The sequence below is a fragment of the Streptomyces sindenensis genome (genome assembly GCF_014649035.1).
Taxonomy (GTDB): domain Bacteria; phylum Actinomycetota; class Actinomycetes; order Streptomycetales; family Streptomycetaceae; genus Streptomyces; species Streptomyces sindenensis.
This window is the reverse complement of sequence record NZ_BMSG01000012.1, coordinates 126,557-145,551: the sequence shown is the minus strand read 5'-3', so window position 1 is coordinate 145,551 and position 18,995 is coordinate 126,557. Positions and strand designations below refer to the sequence as shown.

Here is an 18,995-nt window from a genome sequence, read left to right as displayed (position 1 = left end):
ACATCCAAACCGTACCGGAACGGCCGGGGCCGATCGACGGAAATACGACCCGTCGACCGGCCCCGACCGTGGTGGCCGGGTTCCGGGGGCGAACCCCCGGGACCCGGCCGAATCCCCGCGGATCAGCCTCGCGGCTTCTCGCGCATCTCGTACGTCGCGATGACGTCGTCGATCTTGATGTCGTTGAAGTTTCCGAGGTTGATACCGCCCTCGAAGCCTTCGCGGATCTCGGTGACGTCGTCCTTGAAGCGGCGCAGACCGGAGATGTTGAGGTTCTCCGCGATGACCTTGCCATCGCGCAGCAGGCGCGCCTTGGTGTTGCGCTTGACCTCGCCGGAGCGGACCAGCACACCGGCGATGTTGCCCAGCTTGGACGAGCGGAAGATCTCGCGGATCTCCGCCGTGCCGAGCTCGACCTCTTCGTACTCCGGCTTGAGCAGGCCCTTGAGGGCCGCTTCGATCTCTTCGATCGCCTGGTAGATGACCGAGTAGTACCGGACGTCCACGCCTTCGCGCTCGGCCATCTGCTCGGCACGCCCCGCGGCGCGCACGTTGAAGCCGATCACGATGGCGTCGGAACCCGTCGCCAGGTTGATGTCCGACTCGGTGACCGCACCCACACCGCGGTGCAGGATCCGGATGTCGACCTCTTCACCGACGTCGAGCTGGAGCAGCGAGGACTCGAGGGCCTCCACCGAACCGGACGCGTCGCCCTTGATGATGAGGTTGAGCTCCTGGACCAGACCGGCCTTGAGCGCCTCGTCCAGGTTCTCCAGGGAGAACCGGACGCCCTTGCGGGCGAAGTTGGCGTTGCGCTCGCGGGCGGCACGCTTCTCGGCGATCTGACGGGCCGTACGGTCCTCGTCGACGACCAGGAGGTTGTCGCCGGCGCCCGGGACGTTGGTGAGACCGAGCACCAGGACGGGGGTCGAGGGACCCGCTTCCTGGACGTTCTGACCGTTGTCGTCGAGCATGGCGCGCACACGGCCGTACGCGTCGCCCACGACCACCGTGTCGCCGATGCGCAGCGTTCCGCGCTGGACCAGGACGGTCGAGACGGCACCGCGACCGCGGTCGAGGTGGGACTCGATCGCAATACCCTGCGCGTCCTGGCTCGGGTTGGCCCGCAGGTCGAGCGAGGCGTCGGCGGTGAGGACGACGGCCTCCAGGAGCGCCTCGATGTTGAGGCCCTGCTTGGCGGAGATGTCGACGAACATGGTGTCGCCGCCGTACTCCTCGGCCACCAGCCCGAACTCGGTGAGCTGACCGCGCACCTTGGTCGGGTCGGCGCCCTCGACGTCGATCTTGTTGACCGCGACCACGATCGGCACCTCGGCCGCCTTGGCGTGGTTCAGCGCCTCGATCGTCTGGGGCATCACACCGTCGTTGGCCGCCACCACGAGGATCGCGATGTCGGTCGACTTCGCACCACGGGCACGCATGGCGGTGAACGCCTCGTGACCCGGGGTGTCGATGAAGGTGATCTTGCGCTCTTCGTCGTTGACGTCGGTCGTGACCTGGTAGGCACCGATGTGCTGGGTGATGCCACCGGCCTCGCCCGCGACCACGTTGGTCTTGCGGATCGCGTCGAGGAGTCGGGTCTTACCGTGGTCGACGTGACCCATGACGGTCACGACCGGCGGACGGGAGACCAGGGCCTCTTCGCCGCCCTCGTCCTCGCCGAACTCGATGTCGAAGGACTCGAGCAGCTCGCGGTCCTCCTCCTCGGGGCTGACGATCTCCAGGACGTAGTTCATCTCCTCGGCGAGAAGCCGGAGCGTCTCGTCGGAAACGGACTGCGTGGCGGTGACCATCTCGCCGAGGTTCATCATCACGGCGACGAGCGACGCCGGGTTGGCGTTGATCTTCTCCGCGAAGTCGGTGAGCGAGGCGCCGCGCGACAGCCGGACGGCCTGTCCGTTGCCGCGGGGCAGCATGACGCCGCCGACCGACGGGGCCTGCATGGCCTCGTACTCCTGGCGCCTCTGCCGCTTCGACTTACGGCCACGACGCGCGGGACCGCCGGGACGGCCGAACGCACCCTGCGTGCCACCGCGGCCACCGGGACCACCGGGACGGCCACCGAAGCCGGGACGACCGCCGAAGCCGCCGCCACCACCGGGACGACCGGCACCGCCGCCGCCACCGGGACCGGCCGGACGGCCGGCGAAGCCGCCACCGCCGCCACCGGGACGACCCGCGAAGCCGCCGCCACCGGGACGACCGCCACCGGCACCGCCGGGACGACCGCCACCGCCGGGACCGCGGCCACCGCCGCCGGGACCGGGACGCGGGCCGGCAGCGGGACGCTGCGGCATCATGCCCGGGTTCGGGCGGTTACCGGCGGGACCGCCGCCGGGACGCGGAGCCTGCGGACGGGGCATGCCGCCCGGAGTGGGACGGGCACCGCCCTGACCCTGACCGCCCTGGGGGCGCGGGGCGCCGCCGGGGCCGCCCTGCGGACGCGGGGCGCCGGGGCGCTCCTGACCGCCGCCGGGGCGCGGGGCACCGCCGGGACGGGGCGCCGAGGGGCGCGCCATGCCGGTGGAGCCGCCGGAGGTGAAGGGGTTGTTGCCCGGACGGGGACCGGCCGGACGGGCACCGCCGGGACGCGGGGCGCCCTGGCCGGCGGGACGTGCGGGACGGTCGCCGCCACGCTCGCCACCACGACCGCCGTCACGCTGGCCACCGTCACGCTGACCGCCGTCGCGCTGACCGCCGGCCGGAGCCGGACGGGCGGGCGTGGGACGGGGGCCCGGCGTGGCGCCGGTGGGGCGCGGGGGCTGCGGGGCAGCCGGGCGCTCGGGTGCCGGAGCCGAGAACTCGGCGGCCGGGACCGGGGTCACCGGGGCCGCCTTCGGCGCGGGCTTCGGGCCCGGACGGGGGCCCGCCGACGGCGCGGAGGGCGCTGCCGGGGTGCTGCTGGGGGCCTCGGCGGCGGCCGGCTTGGGGGCCGGGGCGCCGGGCTTCGGGGCAGCGGGACGTGCCGCAGCGGCCGGGGAGGGCGCTGCGGGCTTCGCGGGCGTCGCCTTACGGGGCGCGCCAGGCTTGGCAGCGGGCTTGCCGGCGTTGCCGCCGGGCCCCTGCAGTGCGTCGGTCAACTTGCGCACAACCGGCGCCTCGATCGTCGAGGACGCCGAACGGACGAATTCACCGAGTTCTTGGAGCTTGGCCATGACGACCTTGCTCTCGACGCCGAACTCCTTGGCGAGTTCGTATACCCGGACCTTAGCCACTTCGCTCCTTTTAGGTCCGGGTTACCGCCGGACCGTCGCTACTTCATGGGCGTACTCATCGCGTACTCATCGAGTGCTCATCGCAATCTCGACCTACTTCCAACTCGCGAGGTACCTGACCGCACGGGGTCCCGTGCCGTTCACTTTCTTACGGTGTCACCCGTTCGACGAACCGCGTGAGTGCCGCGGTGTCGAACGGCCCCTTGGCCTTGAAGGCCCGGGGGAATGCCCGGCGGCGAACCGCCAGGTCGAGACAGACAGAGGTGGGGTGCACGTAAGCACCCCGGCCGGGCAGCGTACCGCGTGGATCAGGGGCGCAGGCGCCCTCGTCCACCACGATGCGCAGCAGCTCGCTCTTGGTCGCTCGCTCCCGGCATCCCACACAGGTTCGCTCGGGGCAAGCGCGGGCTTGCGTCCGGCCAGACACGTTTAAGTCTACCTCCCCGTACCGACCTCACCCCTTGGGGGCAAAAATCGAACGGATGTTGTCGTGATCTCAGCGGCGTGCGTCCAAGATCTATTCCCTGGAGCGGCTCCGGGTCAACGCCTTTCCGAGCGCTCCCGGGCCCGCTCGGCCCGCTCGCGGTCGGCGTTCTCCCGCTCCTCGTCCGTCTCGGTGTCCGGCCGGATGTCGATCCGCCAGCCGGTGAGGCGGGCGGCGAGGCGGGCGTTCTGTCCCTCTTTGCCGATCGCCAGCGACAGCTGGTAGTCCGGCACGGTGACCCGGGCGGAGCGCGCGCCGAGGTCCACGACCTCGACCTTGCTCACCCGGGCCGGCGAGAGCGCGTTGGCGACCATCTCGGCCGGGTCGTCGGACCAGTCCACGATGTCGATCTTCTCGCCGTGCAGCTCGGCCATGACGTTGCGCACACGGCTGCCCATCGGGCCGATGCAGGCGCCCTTGGGGTTGAGGCCCGCGCGGGTGGAGCGTACGGCGATCTTGGTGCGGTGACCGGCCTCGCGGGCGATGGCCTCGATGACCACCGAGCCGTCCGCGATCTCCGGGACCTCCAGCGCGAAGAGCTTCTTCACGAGGTTGGGGTGGGTGCGCGAGAGCGTCACCGACGGGCCGCGGACGCCCTTGGCGACCCGGACGACGTACGTCCGCAGGCGCAGGCCGTGGGTGTACTCCTCGCCCGGCACCTGCTCCTGCACCGGAAGGATGGCTTCCAGCTTGCCGATGTCGACCAGGACGTTCTTGGGGTCCTTGCCCTGCTGGACGACGCCCGTGACGACATCGCCCTCGTGGCCGGCGTACTCGCCGAAGGTCTTGTCGTCCTCGGCGTCGCGCAGCCGCTGCAGGATGACCTGCTTGGCGGTGGTCGCGGCGATGCGGCCGAATCCGGAGGGGGTGTCGTCGAACTCCTTGGGCTCCTGGCCCTCTTCGAGGTCGGCCGGGTCCTCCTTGGCCCACACGGTGACGTGGCCGTTCTCGTCGAGCTTCACGCGCGCGCGGCGGTAGCTGCCGTCGGTGCGGTGGTACGCGATGAGGAGGGCCGACTCGATCGCCCCGACGAGCACGTCGAAGGGGATCTCCTTGTCCTGCGCCAAGCCCTTCAGAAGCTTCACATCGATGTCCACGGCTACGCCTCCTCTTCCTTCTTGTCCTTGCGGTTGAATTCGATCTCCACGCGCGCCTTGGCGATCTCGTCGAAGGCGAGGCGGCGGGCGGTGGGCTTGCGGCCCTTGACTCCGGGCACTTCGAGGTCGAGCCCGTCCTCGTCGACGGCGAGGATGCGGGCGACCAGCTCGCCGGAGCCGTCGCCGGTCAGGTGGAACCTGGCCAGCCGGCCGGTGGCGCGTACGTAGTGGCGGTGCTCGGTCAGCGGGCGGTCCGCGCCGGGGGAGCTGACTTCGAGGACGTACTCGCCCTCTCCCATCGCGTCGGTCTCGTCCAGCTTCTGCGAGATCGCGCGGCTCAGCTCCGCACAGGCGTCCAGCTCCACGCCCTCCTCGGAGTCCACGATGACCCGCAGCACTCCTCGGCGGCCGGCCCGGGACACCTCGATCTCCTCGAGGTCCAGCTGCTGCGCGCTGACGAGCGGTTCCAGCAGCCCGCGCAGCCTCTCGCTCTGGGTGGTGCTCATCCGGGTGACTCCTCGGCCGCGTGTGCTGTTGTGGGGATCGTCGTGCGTCAGGTCAAAGGGTATCCGGTCGTCAGGGGTGTTGCCGTCCGCCTGCCGCTCGGCCGCGGGTACGCTCGCCTGCGGTGATCACATCAGGACAGATCCTGTCAGGACCGGTCCAGGCCCGAAGGAGAAACGTGCGGCGCACGGGGACGACGCGCAGGGGGGCGCTCACCGCGACGGGAGCCCTCGCCCTGGGTGCGGTGCTGACCGGCTGCGGGGGCGACGACGAAGGAGCCGGGGGGAAGAAGCCCGCGCACTCCGGCGCGCGGGCCTCCACCGCCAAGGCCGAGAAGGCGCTGCGCGAGAAGGCGGTGCGCGACGGCGCCGTCCTGCTCGCCCAGTACGACCTGGTGGCCGAGGCGCATCCGGCCACGGCGGCGGGGCTCGTACCGCTGCGGGCGGCCGTGGCCGAGCACGGGACGGCACTGGCGCCGCCGCGCGCAAAAAGCAAGCCGGGGAAGAACGCGCCCCGGGGCGACGAGGCCCCTCCGGCACCCCCCGGTCCGGTCCCGGCCGACCCGGAGGCCGCGGTGCGGGAGCTGGCCGCCGCCGAGCGGCGCCGGGCCGACGGATACGGCGAGGCCCTGCTGATCGCCGGACCCGAGCTGGCCCGGCTGCTGGCCTCGGTGGCGGCGGCCGCCGCGGCGCACGCGTATCTGCTGACCGAACTGGCCGAGGAGACAGCCGTATGAGCACCCGTTCGATCCGGCGGTCCGATGACGGCTCCGACGCCGACTCCCCCGAGCTGACCGCCGTCCAGGCCGCCCTGGCCGCCGAGCACGCCGCGGTGTACGGGTACGGCGTGCTGGGCGGCCGTCTCGACGGCAAGCGGGGCGCCGAGGCCCGGGCGGCGCACGACGCCCACCGGGCCCGCCGGGACGCGCTGGCGCGCACGGCGCGGGACCTGGGCGGGCGTCCGGTGGCCGCGAACGCGGCGTACGCCCTGCCGTTCGCCGTGCCGGACGGCCCCGCCGCTCTGCGGCTCGCCGCGGTCCTGGAGGACCGGATCGCGGGCGCCTACGCCGATCTCGTCCGGGCCACCGAGGGCGCGCGGCGCAAGGACGCCGCGGGCGCGCTGCGGGAGGCCGCGGTGCGGTCGGCCCGGTGGCGGGGCGGCAACGTAGCCTTTCCGGGGCTCGCCGAGCGGGCCGCCGGTGCGGATCCGGCCGCGACGGGCCCGGTGGAGGCCGCGGGCGCGGACGGGCCGCGCTGAACCGAAGGCTCCGGAAAGGGAACACACGACGTATGGGTTGCGAACCGCCGCAGCGCCTGGTGCGCGCGCTCGGTGAGATGTACGGGGACGCCGCGGCCGCCGACTGGCTGGCCGGGCTCCCCGCGCTGACCGAGCGGGCGCTCACCGCCGGGGACGGCCTGACCGTGGAGCGGGTGGCCGCCCCCGGTGGGCGCAGTTCCCTGGTGGTCCTGGTGCGGCGGGCCGACGGGACCCCGGGCGCCCTGAAGATCGCCCCGCCGGTCGCCGCGCCGGAGCTGGAGCGGGCGGCGCTCGCGCACTGGAACGGCTGGGGCGCGGTGAAGCCGCTGAACGTCCCGGGGCCGGCCGGGGACGTGCTCGACGCGTCCGGGGTGCTGCTGCTGGAGCGGCTGCACCCCGAGGTGTCGCTGCGCTCGCTGCCCGAGGCGAAGGCCCTGCTGGAGGCGGCGGGCACGCTGCGGCGGCTGTGGGTGGAGCCGCCCGCCGGGCACGCCTTCGAGAGCGTGGCCGGGCGGACCGAACGGCAGAGCGCCGGGATGCGGGCCGCCGCCGAGGCCGACCCGGAATTGGCGCCCCTGGTGGAGGCGGCGCTCGCGGCCCGGGCGGAGCTGGTCGAGGGGGAGCCCGAACTCCTGCTGCTGCACGGCAACTTCCGGCAGAGCAAGGTGCTGTCCGGGGAGCGGGCGCCGTGGCTGACGGTGGGCCCCGAGCCGCTGGTGGGCGAGCGCGCCTATGACCTGGCGCGGCTGGTGCGGGACCGGGCGGAGGATCTGGTCGCCTCCCCCGGCGGCCCGGCGACGGCCCGGCGACGGGTGAAGAAGCTGGCGGAGTCGCTGGAGGTGGACCAGGCGCGACTGCACGGCTGGACACTGTTCCGGGCGGTCGAGTCGGGGACCCGTGCGCTGGCCGAGGGGCGGCGTCAGATGGGCGAGGTGAATCTGGAGTTCGCGGGCTGGCTGTGAGCCGCGGACGTACGAGGAGGGCCCCCGCGCACGCTGCGCGGGGGCCCTCCTCGTGGGCGGTGTGCGTGATCAGGCCAGGTCGGCCGTCAGGCGGGCGATCGCCTCGTCGACGGTCAGCTCCTCGCGCTCGCCGGTGCGGCGGTCCTTCAGCTCCAGGACGCCGTCGGCGGAGCGGCGGCCGGCGACCAGGATCTTGGGCACGCCGATCAGCTCGGAGTCGGTGAACTTCACGCCGGGCGAGACGCCGGGGCGGTCGTCGACCAGGACCCGCAGGCCCGCCGCGTTGAGCTTCTCCGAGACGTCGAGGGCCAGCTCGGTCTGGAGGGCCTTGCCCGCGGCGACGACGTGGACGTCGGCCGGGGCGATCTCACGGGGCCAGCACAGGCCCTTGTCGTCGGCGGTCTGCTCGGTGAGGGCGGCCACGGCGCGGGAGACGCCGATGCCGTACGAGCCCATCGTGACGCGGACGGGCTTGCCCTGCTGGCCGAGGACGTCGAGCTGGAAGGTGTCGGCGTACTTGCGGCCGAGCTGGAAGATGTGGCCGATCTCGATGGCGCGGTCCAGGGTGAGCCCGGTGCCGCACTTGGGGCAGGGGTCGCCCTCCTCGACCACGACGACGTCGAGGTACTGGTCGACCTCGAATTCACGGCCCGCGACGACGTTCCTCGCGTGCTTGCCCTCCTTGTTGGCGCCGGTGATCCAGGAGGTGCCGGGGGCGACGCGGGGGTCGGCGAGGTAGCGGACCTTCTCCAGGCCCTGGGGGCCGACGTAACCGCGTACGAGGTCGTCGCGGCCGACGAAGTCCTCGGCGGTGACCAGCTCGACGACGGCGGGGGCCAGGTGCTCACCGAGCTTGCCGAGGTCGACCTCGCGGTGGCCGGGGACGCCCACGGCGACGATCTCGCCGTCCACCTTGACCAGCAGGTTCTTCAGGGTGGCGGAGGCGGGGACGCCCAGGTGCTCGGCGAGGGTCTCGATGGTCGGGGTGTCGGGGGTGTCCAGCTCCTCGACCGCGCCGTGCGCCGAGCCGTCGACCGGGGCGAGCGCGAAGGTCACGGCCTCGGTGTTGGCGGCGTAGTCGCAGTTCGGGCAGTCGGCGAAGGTGTCCTCACCGGCGGCGGCGGGGGCGAGGAACTCCTCGGAGGCGGAGCCGCCCATCGCGCCGGAGACGGCGGAGACGATGCGGTGGTCCAGGCCGAGCCGCTCGAAGATCTTGATGTACGCGGCCCGGTGCAGGGCGTAGGAGTGCGCGAGGCCCTCGTCGGTGGTGTCGAAGCTGTACGAGTCCTTCATCTGGAACTCGCGGCCGCGGAGCACGCCGGAGCGGGGGCGCGCCTCGTCGCGGTACTTCGTCTGGATCTGGTAGAGCATCACCGGCAGGTCCTTGTAGGACGTGCACTGGTCCTTGACGGTCTGGGTGAAGATCTCCTCGTGGGTGGGGCCGAGGAGGTAGTCGCCGCCCTTGCGGTCCTTGAGGCGGAAGAGCAGGTCGCCGTACTCCTCCCAGCGGCCGGACGCCTCGTAGGGCTCCTTGGGCAGCAGGGCGGGCAGCAGGACTTCCTGGGCGCCGATGGCGTCCATCTCCTCGCGGACGACGCTTGAGATGTTGTCCAGGACCTTCTTGCCGAGCGGCAGCCAGGTCCAGATGCCGGCCGCGTTGCGGCGTACGTATCCGGCGCGGACCAGCAGCTTGTGACTGAGCGTCTCGGCGTCCGCCGGGTCGTCGCGCAGTGTCTTGATCATCAATCGGGACATGCGCTGGACCTGGGCCATGGTGAACTCCTGCTCGCGAAAGTGGTGAGCCCGAGGTTAACCGGGCGGCGCGGGCGGGCGGAAATCGATGAGGCTTAGGGCCTTTCGTTTGGATCAGGTCGGATCAGGGAGCGGGGTCCGGTGCGTGCAGCTGCAAGGCGGAGGATTGAGGCAACGCGGAGCGTTGGTGATTGACGACAACGCCGCAGATGCGCGTGCCGGGGCACGCGAGCCCGACCTGATCCAAACGAAAGGCCCTAACGCAGCAGCGGAAGGGGCGCTCCCATGACCGCGTACGGCTGCGGAGCGCTCGGGAAGACGACCTGGCGGGCCAGGTCGCGGTAGCCGAGCGAACGGTACAGGGCGCGGGCCGGGCTGTCCTTGTCGATCGCCGAGAGGATCGACCGGGGGTGGTCGACGGCGTCGGTGATGGTGGTGATCAGGGTGCGGCCGATGCCGCGCTGCTGGTGGCCGGGGTGGACGTGGAGTTCGGTGATGACGAAGGAGTCGTCGAGCCAGCCGTCGGTGCCGGTGGCCCGCAGATAGGGCTCGACGACGGTGGACCACCACTGGCCGCGGTCGTTGGGCAGCCCGTAGACGAAGCCGACGAGCCGCCCGTCGGGGGTGGTGGCGCCGAGTGCCCGGGCGCGGGGGTGTTCCAGGTGCCTGAGGATGATGTGGCGGCGTACGTCGATCTCGTCCTGGCCGAGTCCGAAGGCGGCCGCCTGGACGTGCAGGGCTTCGTCGACGCGGGCGGCGAGGTCGAGGGGGCCGATCTCGGCGTCGGGTGCTGCGGGGCCTTCCGCGGGGGCTGCTGCCATGCGGGAACCCTACTGGTCGCGGCGGGCGCCCGGGAAAGCGCGGCGGTTCAGAACAGGACGCTCATGAACGCGCCGACCTCGCGGAAGCCGACGCGCTGGTAGGCCTTGCGGGCGGGAGTGTTGTAGTCGTTCACGTACAGGCTGACGACGGGGGCGACGTCGGCCAGGGCGTAGCGCAGGACGGCGGCCATGCCCGTTTCGGAGAGGCCCTTGCCGCGGTGCTCGGGGGCGACCCAGACGCCCTGGATCTGGCAGGCCTGGGGGGTGGCCGCGCCGATCTCCGCTTTGAAGACGACCTCGCCGTCGTCGATGCGGGCGAAGGAGCGGCCGGTGCTGATGAGTTCGGCGACCCGGGCCTGGTAGAGGAGGCCGCCGTCGCCGGCGAGCGGGGAGATGCCGACCTCCTCGGTGAACATCGCGACGCAGGCCGGCATCAGGACCTCCACCTCGTCCTTGCGGATGCGGCGGACGAGGGGGTCGGGCGTGACGTCGGGAGCCGGGCTCTCGGTGACCATGAGGGGCTGGTTGGCGCGGACCTCGCGGGCGGGTCCCCAGCTGGGTTCGAGGAGCCGCCACAGCTGGGTGGTGGGTTCGGCGGGGCCGACGATGGAGGAGCAGCGGCGGCCGGCCCTGCGGGCCCGGTCGGCGAAGGCGCGGACGGCTTCGGGTCCGGCGCAGATGGGGACGAGGTTGGCGCCGGAGTAGCACAGGGAGCGGAGCCGGCCGTCGGCGTACCAGCCCCACATCTCGCCGCCGAGGCGCCAGGGGTCGAGCCCCGCGACCTGCACGCGGGACGTCACGAAGGCGTTGGCGACGGGCTCGCTCTCGAGAATGGCGAGTGCGGCGCCGAGGTCGCTGGGTTCGAGGACCCGGGTGGTGGTCTGCGTCAACACGAGGGGGCCTCACCATACGGTCTGCTGATTTCCGCACTGTAACCGACAAACCCGTCGAACACCGCTCGAGTCCGGGAGACGGTCCCCGCCGACGCCGGCGCCCCGCCGGACCGTGTGCCCGGCGGGGCGGTGATCATGCGCAGAGGTGCGGGTCAGACACCGATGGAGACCTGGGGTTCGCCGGAGGCGATGCCGTCCTGCTCCATCTGCTCGGCGATCTTCATGGCCTCTTCGATGAGGGTCTCGACGATCTTCGACTCGGGGACGGTCTTGATGACCTCGCCCTTCACGAAGATCTGGCCCTTGCCGTTGCCGGAGGCGACGCCGAGGTCGGCCTCGCGGGCCTCGCCGGGGCCGTTGACGACGCAGCCCATGACGGCGACGCGCAGCGGGACCTCCATGCCCTCCAGGCCGGCGCTGACCTGGTCGGCGAGCTTGTAGACGTCGACCTGGGCGCGGCCGCATGACGGGCAGGAGACGATCTCCAGGCGGCGCTGCTTGAGGTTCAGCGCCTCCAGGATCTGCAGGCCGACCTTGACCTCCTCGGCCGGCGGGGCCGAGAGGGAGACGCGGATGGTGTCGCCGATGCCCTCGGAGAGCAGGGCGCCGAACGCGACGGCGGACTTGATGGTGCCCTGGAACGCCGGTCCGGCCTCGGTGACGCCGAGGTGGAGCGGGTAGTCGCTCTGGGCGGCGAGCTGACGGTAGGCGTTGACCATGACGACCGGGTCGTTGTGCTTGACCGAGATCTTGATGTCGCCGAAGCCGTGCTCCTCGAAGAGGGACGCCTCCCACAGGGCGGACTCGACGAGGGCCTCGGGGGTGGCCTTGCCGTACTTCTTCAGGAGCCGCGCGTCCAGGGAGCCGGCGTTGACGCCGATCCGGATCGGGGTGTGGGTCTCGGAGGCCGCCTTGGCGATCTCCTTGACCTTGTCGTCGAACTGCTTGATGTTGCCCGGGTTGACCCGGACGGCCGCGCAGCCGGCGTCGATCGCGGCGAAGACGTACTTCGGCTGGAAGTGGATGTCGGCGATCACCGGGATCTGCGACTTCTTCGCGATGGTGGCGAGCGCGTCGGCGTCGTCCTGCGTCGGACAGGCGACCCGGACGATCTGGCAGCCGGACGCCGTCAGCTCGGCGATCTGCTGGAGCGTGGCACCGATGTCCGACGTACGGGTCGTCGTCATCGACTGCACGGAAACGGGTGCGTCGCCGCCGACCGCGACCGTGCCGACCTGGATCTGTCGGCTGACCCTTCGGTCGGCGAGCTTGGTCGGAACGGCCGGCATTCCGAGAGAAATCGCAGTCATGCGCTGTGCATCCCCAAGGTGTGGATCAAGGTCCCGAGATCGGCGGGCTCCAGGCTTCGAGGTTACGGCACCGGAGCCCGGGCGGACGCACCCGTGTCGACATGTCCACCCCTCGGTGACCGGCCGGACACGACGTGTGTGCCCGGCCGATACCTGTGGGGCACGAGGGGTGCGAGGGGCGGTCAGCTGATTTTCACCGGGTTCACGATGTCGGCCACCAGGACCAGCAGGGTGAAGCAGATGAAGAGTCCGGCGACCACATAGGCGACCGGCATCAGCCGGGCCACGTCGAACGGGCCCGGGTCGGGGCGCCGGAAGACCTTGGCCAGATTGCGCCGCAGGGACTCCCACAGCGCGCCCGCGATGTGCCCGCCGTCCAGCGGGAGCAGCGGAAGCATGTTGAACAGGAACAGCGAGAGGTTGAAGCCCGCGAGCAGGAACAGCATCATCGCGACCTGGTTCTGCGCCGGGATGTCGAGGTTCATCACCTCGCCGCCGATCCGGGCCGCGCCCACCACGCCGACCGGCGAGTCGTCGGCCCGTTCGCCGTCGCTGAAGGCGGCGTCCCAGAGGGCGGGGATCTTGGAGGGCAGGGCGATGATGGAGTCGACGCCGTTCTCGATCATGTCGCCCATGCGGACGACGGAGTCGCCGAAGGAGAGCGGCACGATCTCGGTCTTCGCGGCGAAGCCGAGGTAGCCCGCCTCGACGAACTCCTTCGGGATGACCTCGCCGTTGCCGTCCTTCTTGGCGACGTTGTTCTTGAGCAGGACGGCGTTGAGCGTGACGTCCTTGCCGTCGCGTTCGACGACGATGGTGGCGGGGCCGATCGTCTCGCGGATGCGGTCCGAGAGCGTCGCCCAGTCGTCGACCTCGGCGCCGGCGAAGGCGACGATCTTGTCCCCCTCGCGGAGCCCGGCCTTCTTGGCCGGCGAGACGGGGTCCTCCGGCTCGCACTTCTGGCGCTTCTCGCTCTGCGCGATCACGCACTTCTGGACGCCGCCGACCTCGGTGGTCTGGGTCTGGAAGCCGAAGGTCATCGCGACGCCCATGAAGATGGCGACCGCGAGGACCAGGTTCATGAAGGGGCCGGCGAACATGACGATGACGCGCTTCCACGGCTTGCGCGTGTAGAAGAGGCGCTTCTCGTCGCCCGGCTCCAGTTCCTCGAAGGCGGCGGAGCGGGCGTCCTCGATCATGCCGCGCCACGGTGAGGTGGAGCGGGCTTCGAGGCGGCCGTCGGGGCCCGGCGGGAACATCCCGATCATGCGGATGTAGCCGCCGGCCGGGATGGCCTTGATGCCGTACTCGGTGTCGCCCTTCTTCCTCGACCAGAGCGTGGGGCCGAAGCCGACCATGTACTGCGGGACCCGGATGCCGAACATCTTGGCCGTGGAGAGGTGGCCCAGCTCGTGCCAGGCGATGGAGAAGAGCAGGCCCACGACGAAGACGGCGATCCCCAGGACCGTCAGCAGGATCGAGGTCAGACTCATGCGCGCGCCTCCGCTGTCGCTTTCGCCGAGAGTTCCCGGGCCCGTGCGCGGGCCCAGGTTTCCGCTTCGAGGACGTCCGCGACGCTGAGCGAGGTTCCCGGGGCGGGGGTGCCGTGTTCGGACACCACAGCCGTGACCGTATCCATGATTCCGTTGAAGGGCAGCTGTCCGGCGAGGAACGCGTCGACGCATTCCTCGTTGGCCGCGTTGAATACGGCGGGCGCGGTGCCGCCGAGCCCGCCGACGTGCCGGGCGAGACCGACGGCCGGGAAGGCTTCGGTGTCCAGCGGGAAGAACTCCCAGGTGGAGGCCTTGGACCAGTCGAAGGCGGGGGCCGCGTCCGGGACCCGCTGGGGCCAGCCGAGGCCGATGGCGATGGGGCCGCCCATGTCCGGCGGGGTGGCCTGGGCCAGGGTGGAGCCGTCGCTGAATTCCACCATCGAGTGCACGTAGGACTGCGGGTGGACGACGACCTCGATGCGGTCGAACGGGATGTCGTAGAGGAGGTGCGCCTCGATGACCTCGAGTCCCTTGTTGACCAGGGTCGCGGAGTTGATGGTGATGACCGGCCCCATGGCCCAGGTCGGGTGGGCGAGGGCCTGCTCGCGGGTGACGTCGGCCAGCTCCTCGCGCGTACGGCCCCGGAAGGGTCCGCCGGAGGCGGTGACGACGAGTTTGCGGACGTCGGCGCGGGTGCCGGCGGCCAGCGCCTGGAAGAGCGCGGCGTGCTCGGAGTCGACCGGGATGATCTGGCCGGGGGCGGCGAGCGCCTTCACCAGCGGGCCGCCGACGATCAGCGACTCCTTGTTGGCGAGGGCGAGCGTGCGGCCCGCCTGCAGCGCAGCGAGGGTCGGGGCGAGCCCGATGGAGCCGGTGATGCCGTTGAGCACGGTGTGGCAGGCGCTCGCGGCGAGGGTGGTGGCCGCGTCGGGTCCGGCGAGGATCTCGGGGAGCGGCTCGCCGGCCCCGTACTGGTCGCGCAGGGCCTCGCGCAGGGCGGGGACCGCGTCCTCGGCGGCGACGGCGACCGTGTTCACGCGCAGTCGGCGGGCCTGCTCGGCCAGCAGGGCGACCCGGCCGCCGGCGGCCGAGAGCGCGGTGACCCGGAAGCGGTCGGGGTTGCGCAGGACCAGGTCGATGGCCTGGGTGCCGATGGACCCGGTGGACCCGAGGATCACGAGATCCCGGCGGCCGTCCGCGGCGTCGAAGAGGAGATGCGGATCGGCGAGGGGGGCGGGGCTGTCGCTCATGCCCCCCATTGTTGCCGCTCCGGCCGCGGGCGGGGACGGCGCGTCCCGGTGAGTGGTACCCGCGCCCCCGGTCAGCGCCCCTGGAGACCGTGCGCGAAGTCCGCGAACACCTCGTGGAAGCGCGGGAACGTCTTGCGTACGCAGCCGGGATCGTCGTAGGTCAGGCCGGGTGTGCGCAGTCCGGCGACGGCGAAGGACATCACGATCCGGTGGTCGCCGTGGGTGGCGATCTCGGTGGGCTTCGGCGTGCCGGGGTGGATCTCGATCCGGTCCGGGCCGGTGTGGACGGTGATGCCCATGGCGCGCAGGTTCCCGGCGCACGCCTCCAGCCGGTCGCACTCCTTGACCCGGGTGTTGGCGACGTCCTCGATGACGACGGGCCCGTCCGCGTACGGCGCGATGGCGGCGAGGGTCGGCATGGTGTCGGAGATGTCGCGCATGTTGACGGTGATCCCGCGCAGCCGGCCGGTGGAGCGGACGGTGGTGGCGTCGGGGCCGACGTCGACGGCGGCCCCCATGTCCCGCAGGACGTCGACGAAGCGCAGGTCTCCCTGGAGCGCGCCGGTGCCGAGGCCGGGGACGGTGACCTCACGGCCGGTGAGGGCGGCGGCGGCGAAGAAGTAGCTGGCGGTGGAGGCGTCGGGCTCGACGGCGTAGGTGGTGGCCCGGTAGCCGCCGGGAGGGACGGTGTAGGTGTTCCCCTCCCGCTCCACCTCCACGCCGAAGTCGCGCATCATCGCGAGGGTGATCTCGACGTACGGGGCGGAGACCAGCTCGGTGACCTCGATGCGCAGGCCCTTCGCGGTGAGCGGTCCGAGCATCAGCAGGGCGGTGAGGTACTGGGACGACTCGCCCGCGTCCAGGGTAAGTTCGCCGCCCTCGATCCCGGCGGCGCGCACGGTCAGCGGGTGGTGCCCTTCCGCTCCCCCGTGGCGCAGGTCGACGCCGAGGGCGGTGAGGGCCCGGGTGAGCGGGGCGAGCGGGCGGCGGCGCATCTGGGGGGAGGCGTCGAAGCGGTACGTGCCGGAGGCGGCGGCCGCGACGAGGGTGGGCAGGAAGCGGGCGGTGGTCGCGCCGTCGCGGCAGTAGACGTCGGCTTCGGTGGCGGCGGGCCCGGCCGGGCGCCCCTGCACGCGCCAGCGGCCGGCCTCCTGCTCGACCGCGTAACCGAGGTTCCTCAACCCTTCGGCGAAGCCCTCGGTGTCGTCGGAGCGCAGTGGCCGCAGCAGGGTGGTGGTCCCGTCGGCCGCTGCGGCCAGGAAGAGGGCGCGGGCGGTGACGGACTTGGAGCCGGGGATGTCGATGACGGTCACGGCGCTCATCCTGCCCCGGGACGGGCGGGCCGGGCGGGGTGTGTCCGGTGCGTGGACGCGGTGGGCGCCGGGGGCGCGGTGGGCGCACCCGGCACACCCCGTACGGCGGGTCGCTAGCGCAGCGGCCGGTGCTGGTTCTCCCGGACGGAGGGGCCCGGGGTGGCGTCCGCGATCCAGGGGCCTTCGCCGCTGGGGTCGATGACGCCTTCCTCCAGCCAGGTGTACGTCCCCGACAGGACGCCGTCGACCACGCGCCGGTCGAGGTCGTCGGTGTTGGACCACAGGCGGGTGAACAGCTCCTCGACCCGGATGCGGGCCTGCCGGCAGAAGGCGTCGGCGAGCTGGTACGCCTCACGCCCGTGCTCCCCCGCCCCGCGCAGATGCTCGGCGCGGACGCAGGCGGCGCTCATGGCGAAGAGTTCGGCGCCGATGTCGACGATCCGGCCGAGGAAGCCCTGTTTGGTCTCCATCCGGCCCTGCCAGCGGGACATGGCGTAGAAGGTGGACCGGGCGAGCTTGCGCGAGCTCCGCTCGACGTACCGGAGGTGCCCGGAGAGGTCGCGGTGGCCGGTCGGGTGGAACTCACCGTACGTACGGGGCAGCTGCCCGGCCCCGGTGACGAGCCGGGGCAGCCAGCGGGCGTAGAACCCGGCGGCGTCGGCGCCCGCCTTCGCCTTGGCGGAGAGCGGCTTGTCGGGGTCGATGAGGTCGCCCGCGACCTTGAGGTGGGCGTCGACGGCCTCGCGGGCGATCAGCAGGTGCATGATCTCGGTGGAGCCCTCGAAGATCCGGTTGATGCGCATGTCGCGGAGCATCTGCTCGGCCGGGACGGCCCGTTCCCCGCGGGCGGCCAGCGACTCGGCGGTCTCGAATCCGCGCCCGCCGCGGATCTGCACCAGCTCGTCGGCGATCAGCCAGCCCATCTCGGAGCCGTACAGCTTGGCGAGGGCGGCCTCGATGCGGATGTCGTTGCGGTCCTCGTCGGCCATCTGCGAGGAGAGGTCGACGACGGCCTCCAGGGCGAAGGTGGTGGCCGCGATGAAGGAGATCTTCGAGCCGACCGCCTCGTGCTCGGCGACGGGCCGGCCCCACTGCTCGCGTACGGCGGACCATTCGCGGGCGATCTTCAGCGACCACTTGCCGACGCCGACGCACATCGCGGGCAGCGAGAGGCGGCCGGTGTTGAGGGTGGTCAGGGCGATCTTCAGCCCGGCCCCCTCGGGTCCGATCCGGCAGGCCCCGGGGACCCGGACGCCGTGGAAGCGGGTGACGCCGTTCTCGATGCCGCGCAGGCCCATGAAGGCGTTGCGGTGCTCCACGGTCACGCCGGGGGCGTCGGCCTCGACGACGAACGCGGTGATGCCGCCCGGATGGCCCTCGGACGCGGGCACGCGCGCCATCACCACGAGGAGATCGGCGACGACGCCGTTGGTGGTCCAGAGCTTCACCCCGTCGAGGACGTAGTCCGGCCCGTCGGGCACGGCGGTGGTGGCGAGGCGGGCCGGGTCGGAGCCGACGTCCGGCTCGGTCAGCAGGAAGGCGGAGATGTCGGTGGTGGCCAGCCGGGGCAGGTAGACGTCCTTCTGCTCCTGGGTGCCGAAGATCTTCAGGGGCTGCGGTACGCCGATCGACTGATGCGCGGAGAGCAGCGCGCCGATGGCGGGGCTGGCGGAGCCGACGAGGGCGAGCGCCTTGTTGTAGTACACCTGGGTGAGTCCGAGCCCGCCGTACTTGGTCTCGATCTTCATCCCGAGGGCGCCGAGTTCCTTCAGCCCGCTGATCACCTCGTCCGGGATCCGCGCCTCGCGCTCGATCCGGGCGCTGTCGATGTGCGTCTCGCAGAACGCCCCCAGCCGCGCCAGGAACTCCTCGCCGCGCCGTATGTCGTCGGGCGGCGGCAGGGGGTGCGGATGGATCAGGTCGAGCCGGAAGCGCCCCAGGAACAGCTCCTTGGCGAAGCTGGGCTTGCGCCAGTCCTGCTCCCGGGCGGCTTCGGCGACCCGGCGCGCTTCCCGTTCGGTGACCTTGGGGGCTCTGGGGACCTGGGGGGTGTTGTGTGGTGCGGACATGAGGGACCTCACCTCGCCGCTCGTCGCTGCTGCTACTGGGCTGCTCTGGTCCGTATGTAACCCGTGTACCGGTGGTTCGGCACCCGCACCAGCCCCCGCGCACGAGGTGGGTCTCCCGGGCGGAGGTTCGCCGTGCGTACTGTGCGTCCTCCACGCACACTGGAGGCCGCCGCATGTCCCTGATCCCGCCGCTGCTGGGCAGCGCGGTGTTCCTGGCCGGCCTCGCGCTGGCGACCGACCACCGCGGGGCGGCCCGGTGGGCCGTGGAGGTTCTGCTGAACCCGGCCTACGCGGAGCCGGGGCTTCTGCGGCGCTACGCCCGGCGGGGATGCGAACATCCGCAGATGCACTTCTACCGTTCTGCCCTTCGGCAGCGGCGGCTCGTGCGGATCTGGGGAGGGTTCGTGTCCGCCCTCGGCCTTCTCGTGCTGGTGGTGAGCACCGTGTTCCTGGTCCTCGGCTGACGGCCGATCGCGGCAGGCGTGCCGCTTCACGGACCCGTGGGGCCCCGGAAGAGACAGGAGCGGCCTGGGCCCCCGCACAGTGGGCTCAGA

The 18,995-nt window shown here is 72.0% G+C and carries 16 protein-coding genes; 4 read left to right on the top strand and 12 right to left on the bottom strand.

Annotated elements, in window-relative coordinates:
• Nucleotides 1-122: 122 nt before the first annotated feature.
• From infB to rimP, 4 genes are all read right to left on the bottom strand, one after another.
• The gene (gene infB, locus IE145_RS16070; RefSeq protein WP_189525717.1) at nt 123-3,236 is read right to left on the bottom strand and encodes a translation initiation factor IF-2; all 3,114 of its coding nucleotides are present in this window, start codon (nt 3,234-3,236) and stop codon (nt 123-125) included.
• A 148-nt stretch (nt 3,237-3,384) separates the two neighbouring features.
• The gene (locus IE145_RS16065; RefSeq protein WP_179891516.1) at nt 3,385-3,663 is read right to left on the bottom strand and encodes a YlxR family protein; all 279 of its coding nucleotides are present in this window, start codon (nt 3,661-3,663) and stop codon (nt 3,385-3,387) included.
• 113 nt (nt 3,664-3,776) lie between these two features.
• Nucleotides 3,777-4,817, bottom strand: a complete 1,041-nt coding sequence (gene nusA, locus IE145_RS16060; protein ID WP_006127966.1) for a transcription termination factor NusA — start codon at nt 4,815-4,817, stop codon at nt 3,777-3,779.
• Nucleotides 4,818-4,819: 2 nt separating this feature from the next.
• Nucleotides 4,820-5,323, bottom strand: coding sequence for a ribosome maturation factor RimP (gene rimP / locus IE145_RS16055; protein ID WP_088572755.1), 504 nt, complete (start codon nt 5,321-5,323; stop codon nt 4,820-4,822).
• Nucleotides 5,324-5,499: 176 nt separating this feature from the next.
• On the opposite strand from rimP, the gene IE145_RS16050 reads away from it, so the two are divergent.
• The 3 genes from IE145_RS16050 to IE145_RS16040 are packed head-to-tail and all read left to right on the top strand — an operon-like array spanning nt 5,500 to nt 7,540.
• The gene (locus IE145_RS16050) at nt 5,500-6,057 is read left to right on the top strand and encodes a hypothetical protein (protein WP_189525716.1); all 558 of its coding nucleotides are present in this window, start codon (nt 5,500-5,502) and stop codon (nt 6,055-6,057) included.
• Entirely contained in the window at nt 6,054-6,578 is a 525-nt protein-coding gene (locus tag IE145_RS16045; protein ID WP_189525715.1) for a ferritin-like domain-containing protein, read from the top strand. Before IE145_RS16050 ends, IE145_RS16045 begins: the two co-directional genes overlap by 4 nt.
• 32 nt (nt 6,579-6,610) lie before the next feature.
• Nucleotides 6,611-7,540 (top strand): aminoglycoside phosphotransferase family protein, encoded by a 930-nt coding sequence (locus IE145_RS16040; protein ID WP_189525714.1) that lies wholly within the window; start codon nt 6,611-6,613, stop codon nt 7,538-7,540.
• A gap of 69 nt (nt 7,541-7,609) precedes the next feature.
• Here IE145_RS16040 and IE145_RS16035 read toward each other — a convergent pair whose 3' ends face one another.
• The 8 genes from IE145_RS16035 to IE145_RS16000 form a co-directional block, all read right to left on the bottom strand.
• Entirely contained in the window at nt 7,610-9,313 is a 1,704-nt protein-coding gene (locus IE145_RS16035) for a proline--tRNA ligase (protein ID WP_189525713.1), read from the bottom strand.
• Between the two features lie 236 nt (nt 9,314-9,549).
• Nucleotides 9,550-10,113 carry a GNAT family N-acetyltransferase gene (locus IE145_RS16030; RefSeq protein WP_189525712.1) on the bottom strand — a complete coding sequence of 188 codons (564 nt, stop codon included), beginning with the start codon at nt 10,111-10,113 and terminating at the stop codon, nt 9,550-9,552.
• A 47-nt stretch (nt 10,114-10,160) separates the two neighbouring features.
• Complete coding sequence (locus tag IE145_RS16025; RefSeq protein WP_189525711.1) at nt 10,161-11,006, bottom strand: GNAT family N-acetyltransferase; 846 nt, start codon at nt 11,004-11,006, stop codon at nt 10,161-10,163.
• Between the two features lie 152 nt (nt 11,007-11,158).
• Nucleotides 11,159-12,316 carry a flavodoxin-dependent (E)-4-hydroxy-3-methylbut-2-enyl-diphosphate synthase gene (gene ispG / locus IE145_RS16020; RefSeq protein WP_189525710.1) on the bottom strand — a complete coding sequence of 386 codons (1,158 nt, stop codon included), beginning with the start codon at nt 12,314-12,316 and terminating at the stop codon, nt 11,159-11,161.
• Nucleotides 12,317-12,498: 182 nt separating this feature from the next.
• On the bottom strand, nt 12,499-13,809 hold the full coding sequence (locus IE145_RS16015; RefSeq protein WP_189525709.1) for a M50 family metallopeptidase: 1,311 nt from the start codon (nt 13,807-13,809) through the stop codon (nt 12,499-12,501).
• The gene (dxr, locus tag IE145_RS16010) at nt 13,806-15,059 is read right to left on the bottom strand and encodes a 1-deoxy-D-xylulose-5-phosphate reductoisomerase (RefSeq protein WP_189525708.1); all 1,254 of its coding nucleotides are present in this window, start codon (nt 15,057-15,059) and stop codon (nt 13,806-13,808) included. Before dxr ends, IE145_RS16015 begins: the two co-directional genes overlap by 4 nt.
• 71 nt (nt 15,060-15,130) lie before the next feature.
• Complete coding sequence (gene aroA / locus IE145_RS16005) at nt 15,131-16,372, bottom strand: 3-phosphoshikimate 1-carboxyvinyltransferase (protein WP_189525707.1); 1,242 nt, start codon at nt 16,370-16,372, stop codon at nt 15,131-15,133.
• Between the two features lie 113 nt (nt 16,373-16,485).
• Entirely contained in the window at nt 16,486-18,441 is a 1,956-nt protein-coding gene (locus IE145_RS16000) for an acyl-CoA dehydrogenase family protein (protein ID WP_189525706.1), read from the bottom strand.
• A 173-nt stretch (nt 18,442-18,614) separates the two neighbouring features.
• On the opposite strand from IE145_RS16000, the gene IE145_RS15995 reads away from it, so the two are divergent.
• Nucleotides 18,615-18,905, top strand: a complete 291-nt coding sequence (locus tag IE145_RS15995; RefSeq protein WP_189525705.1) for a hypothetical protein — start codon at nt 18,615-18,617, stop codon at nt 18,903-18,905.
• Nucleotides 18,906-18,995: the final 90 nt, after the last annotated feature.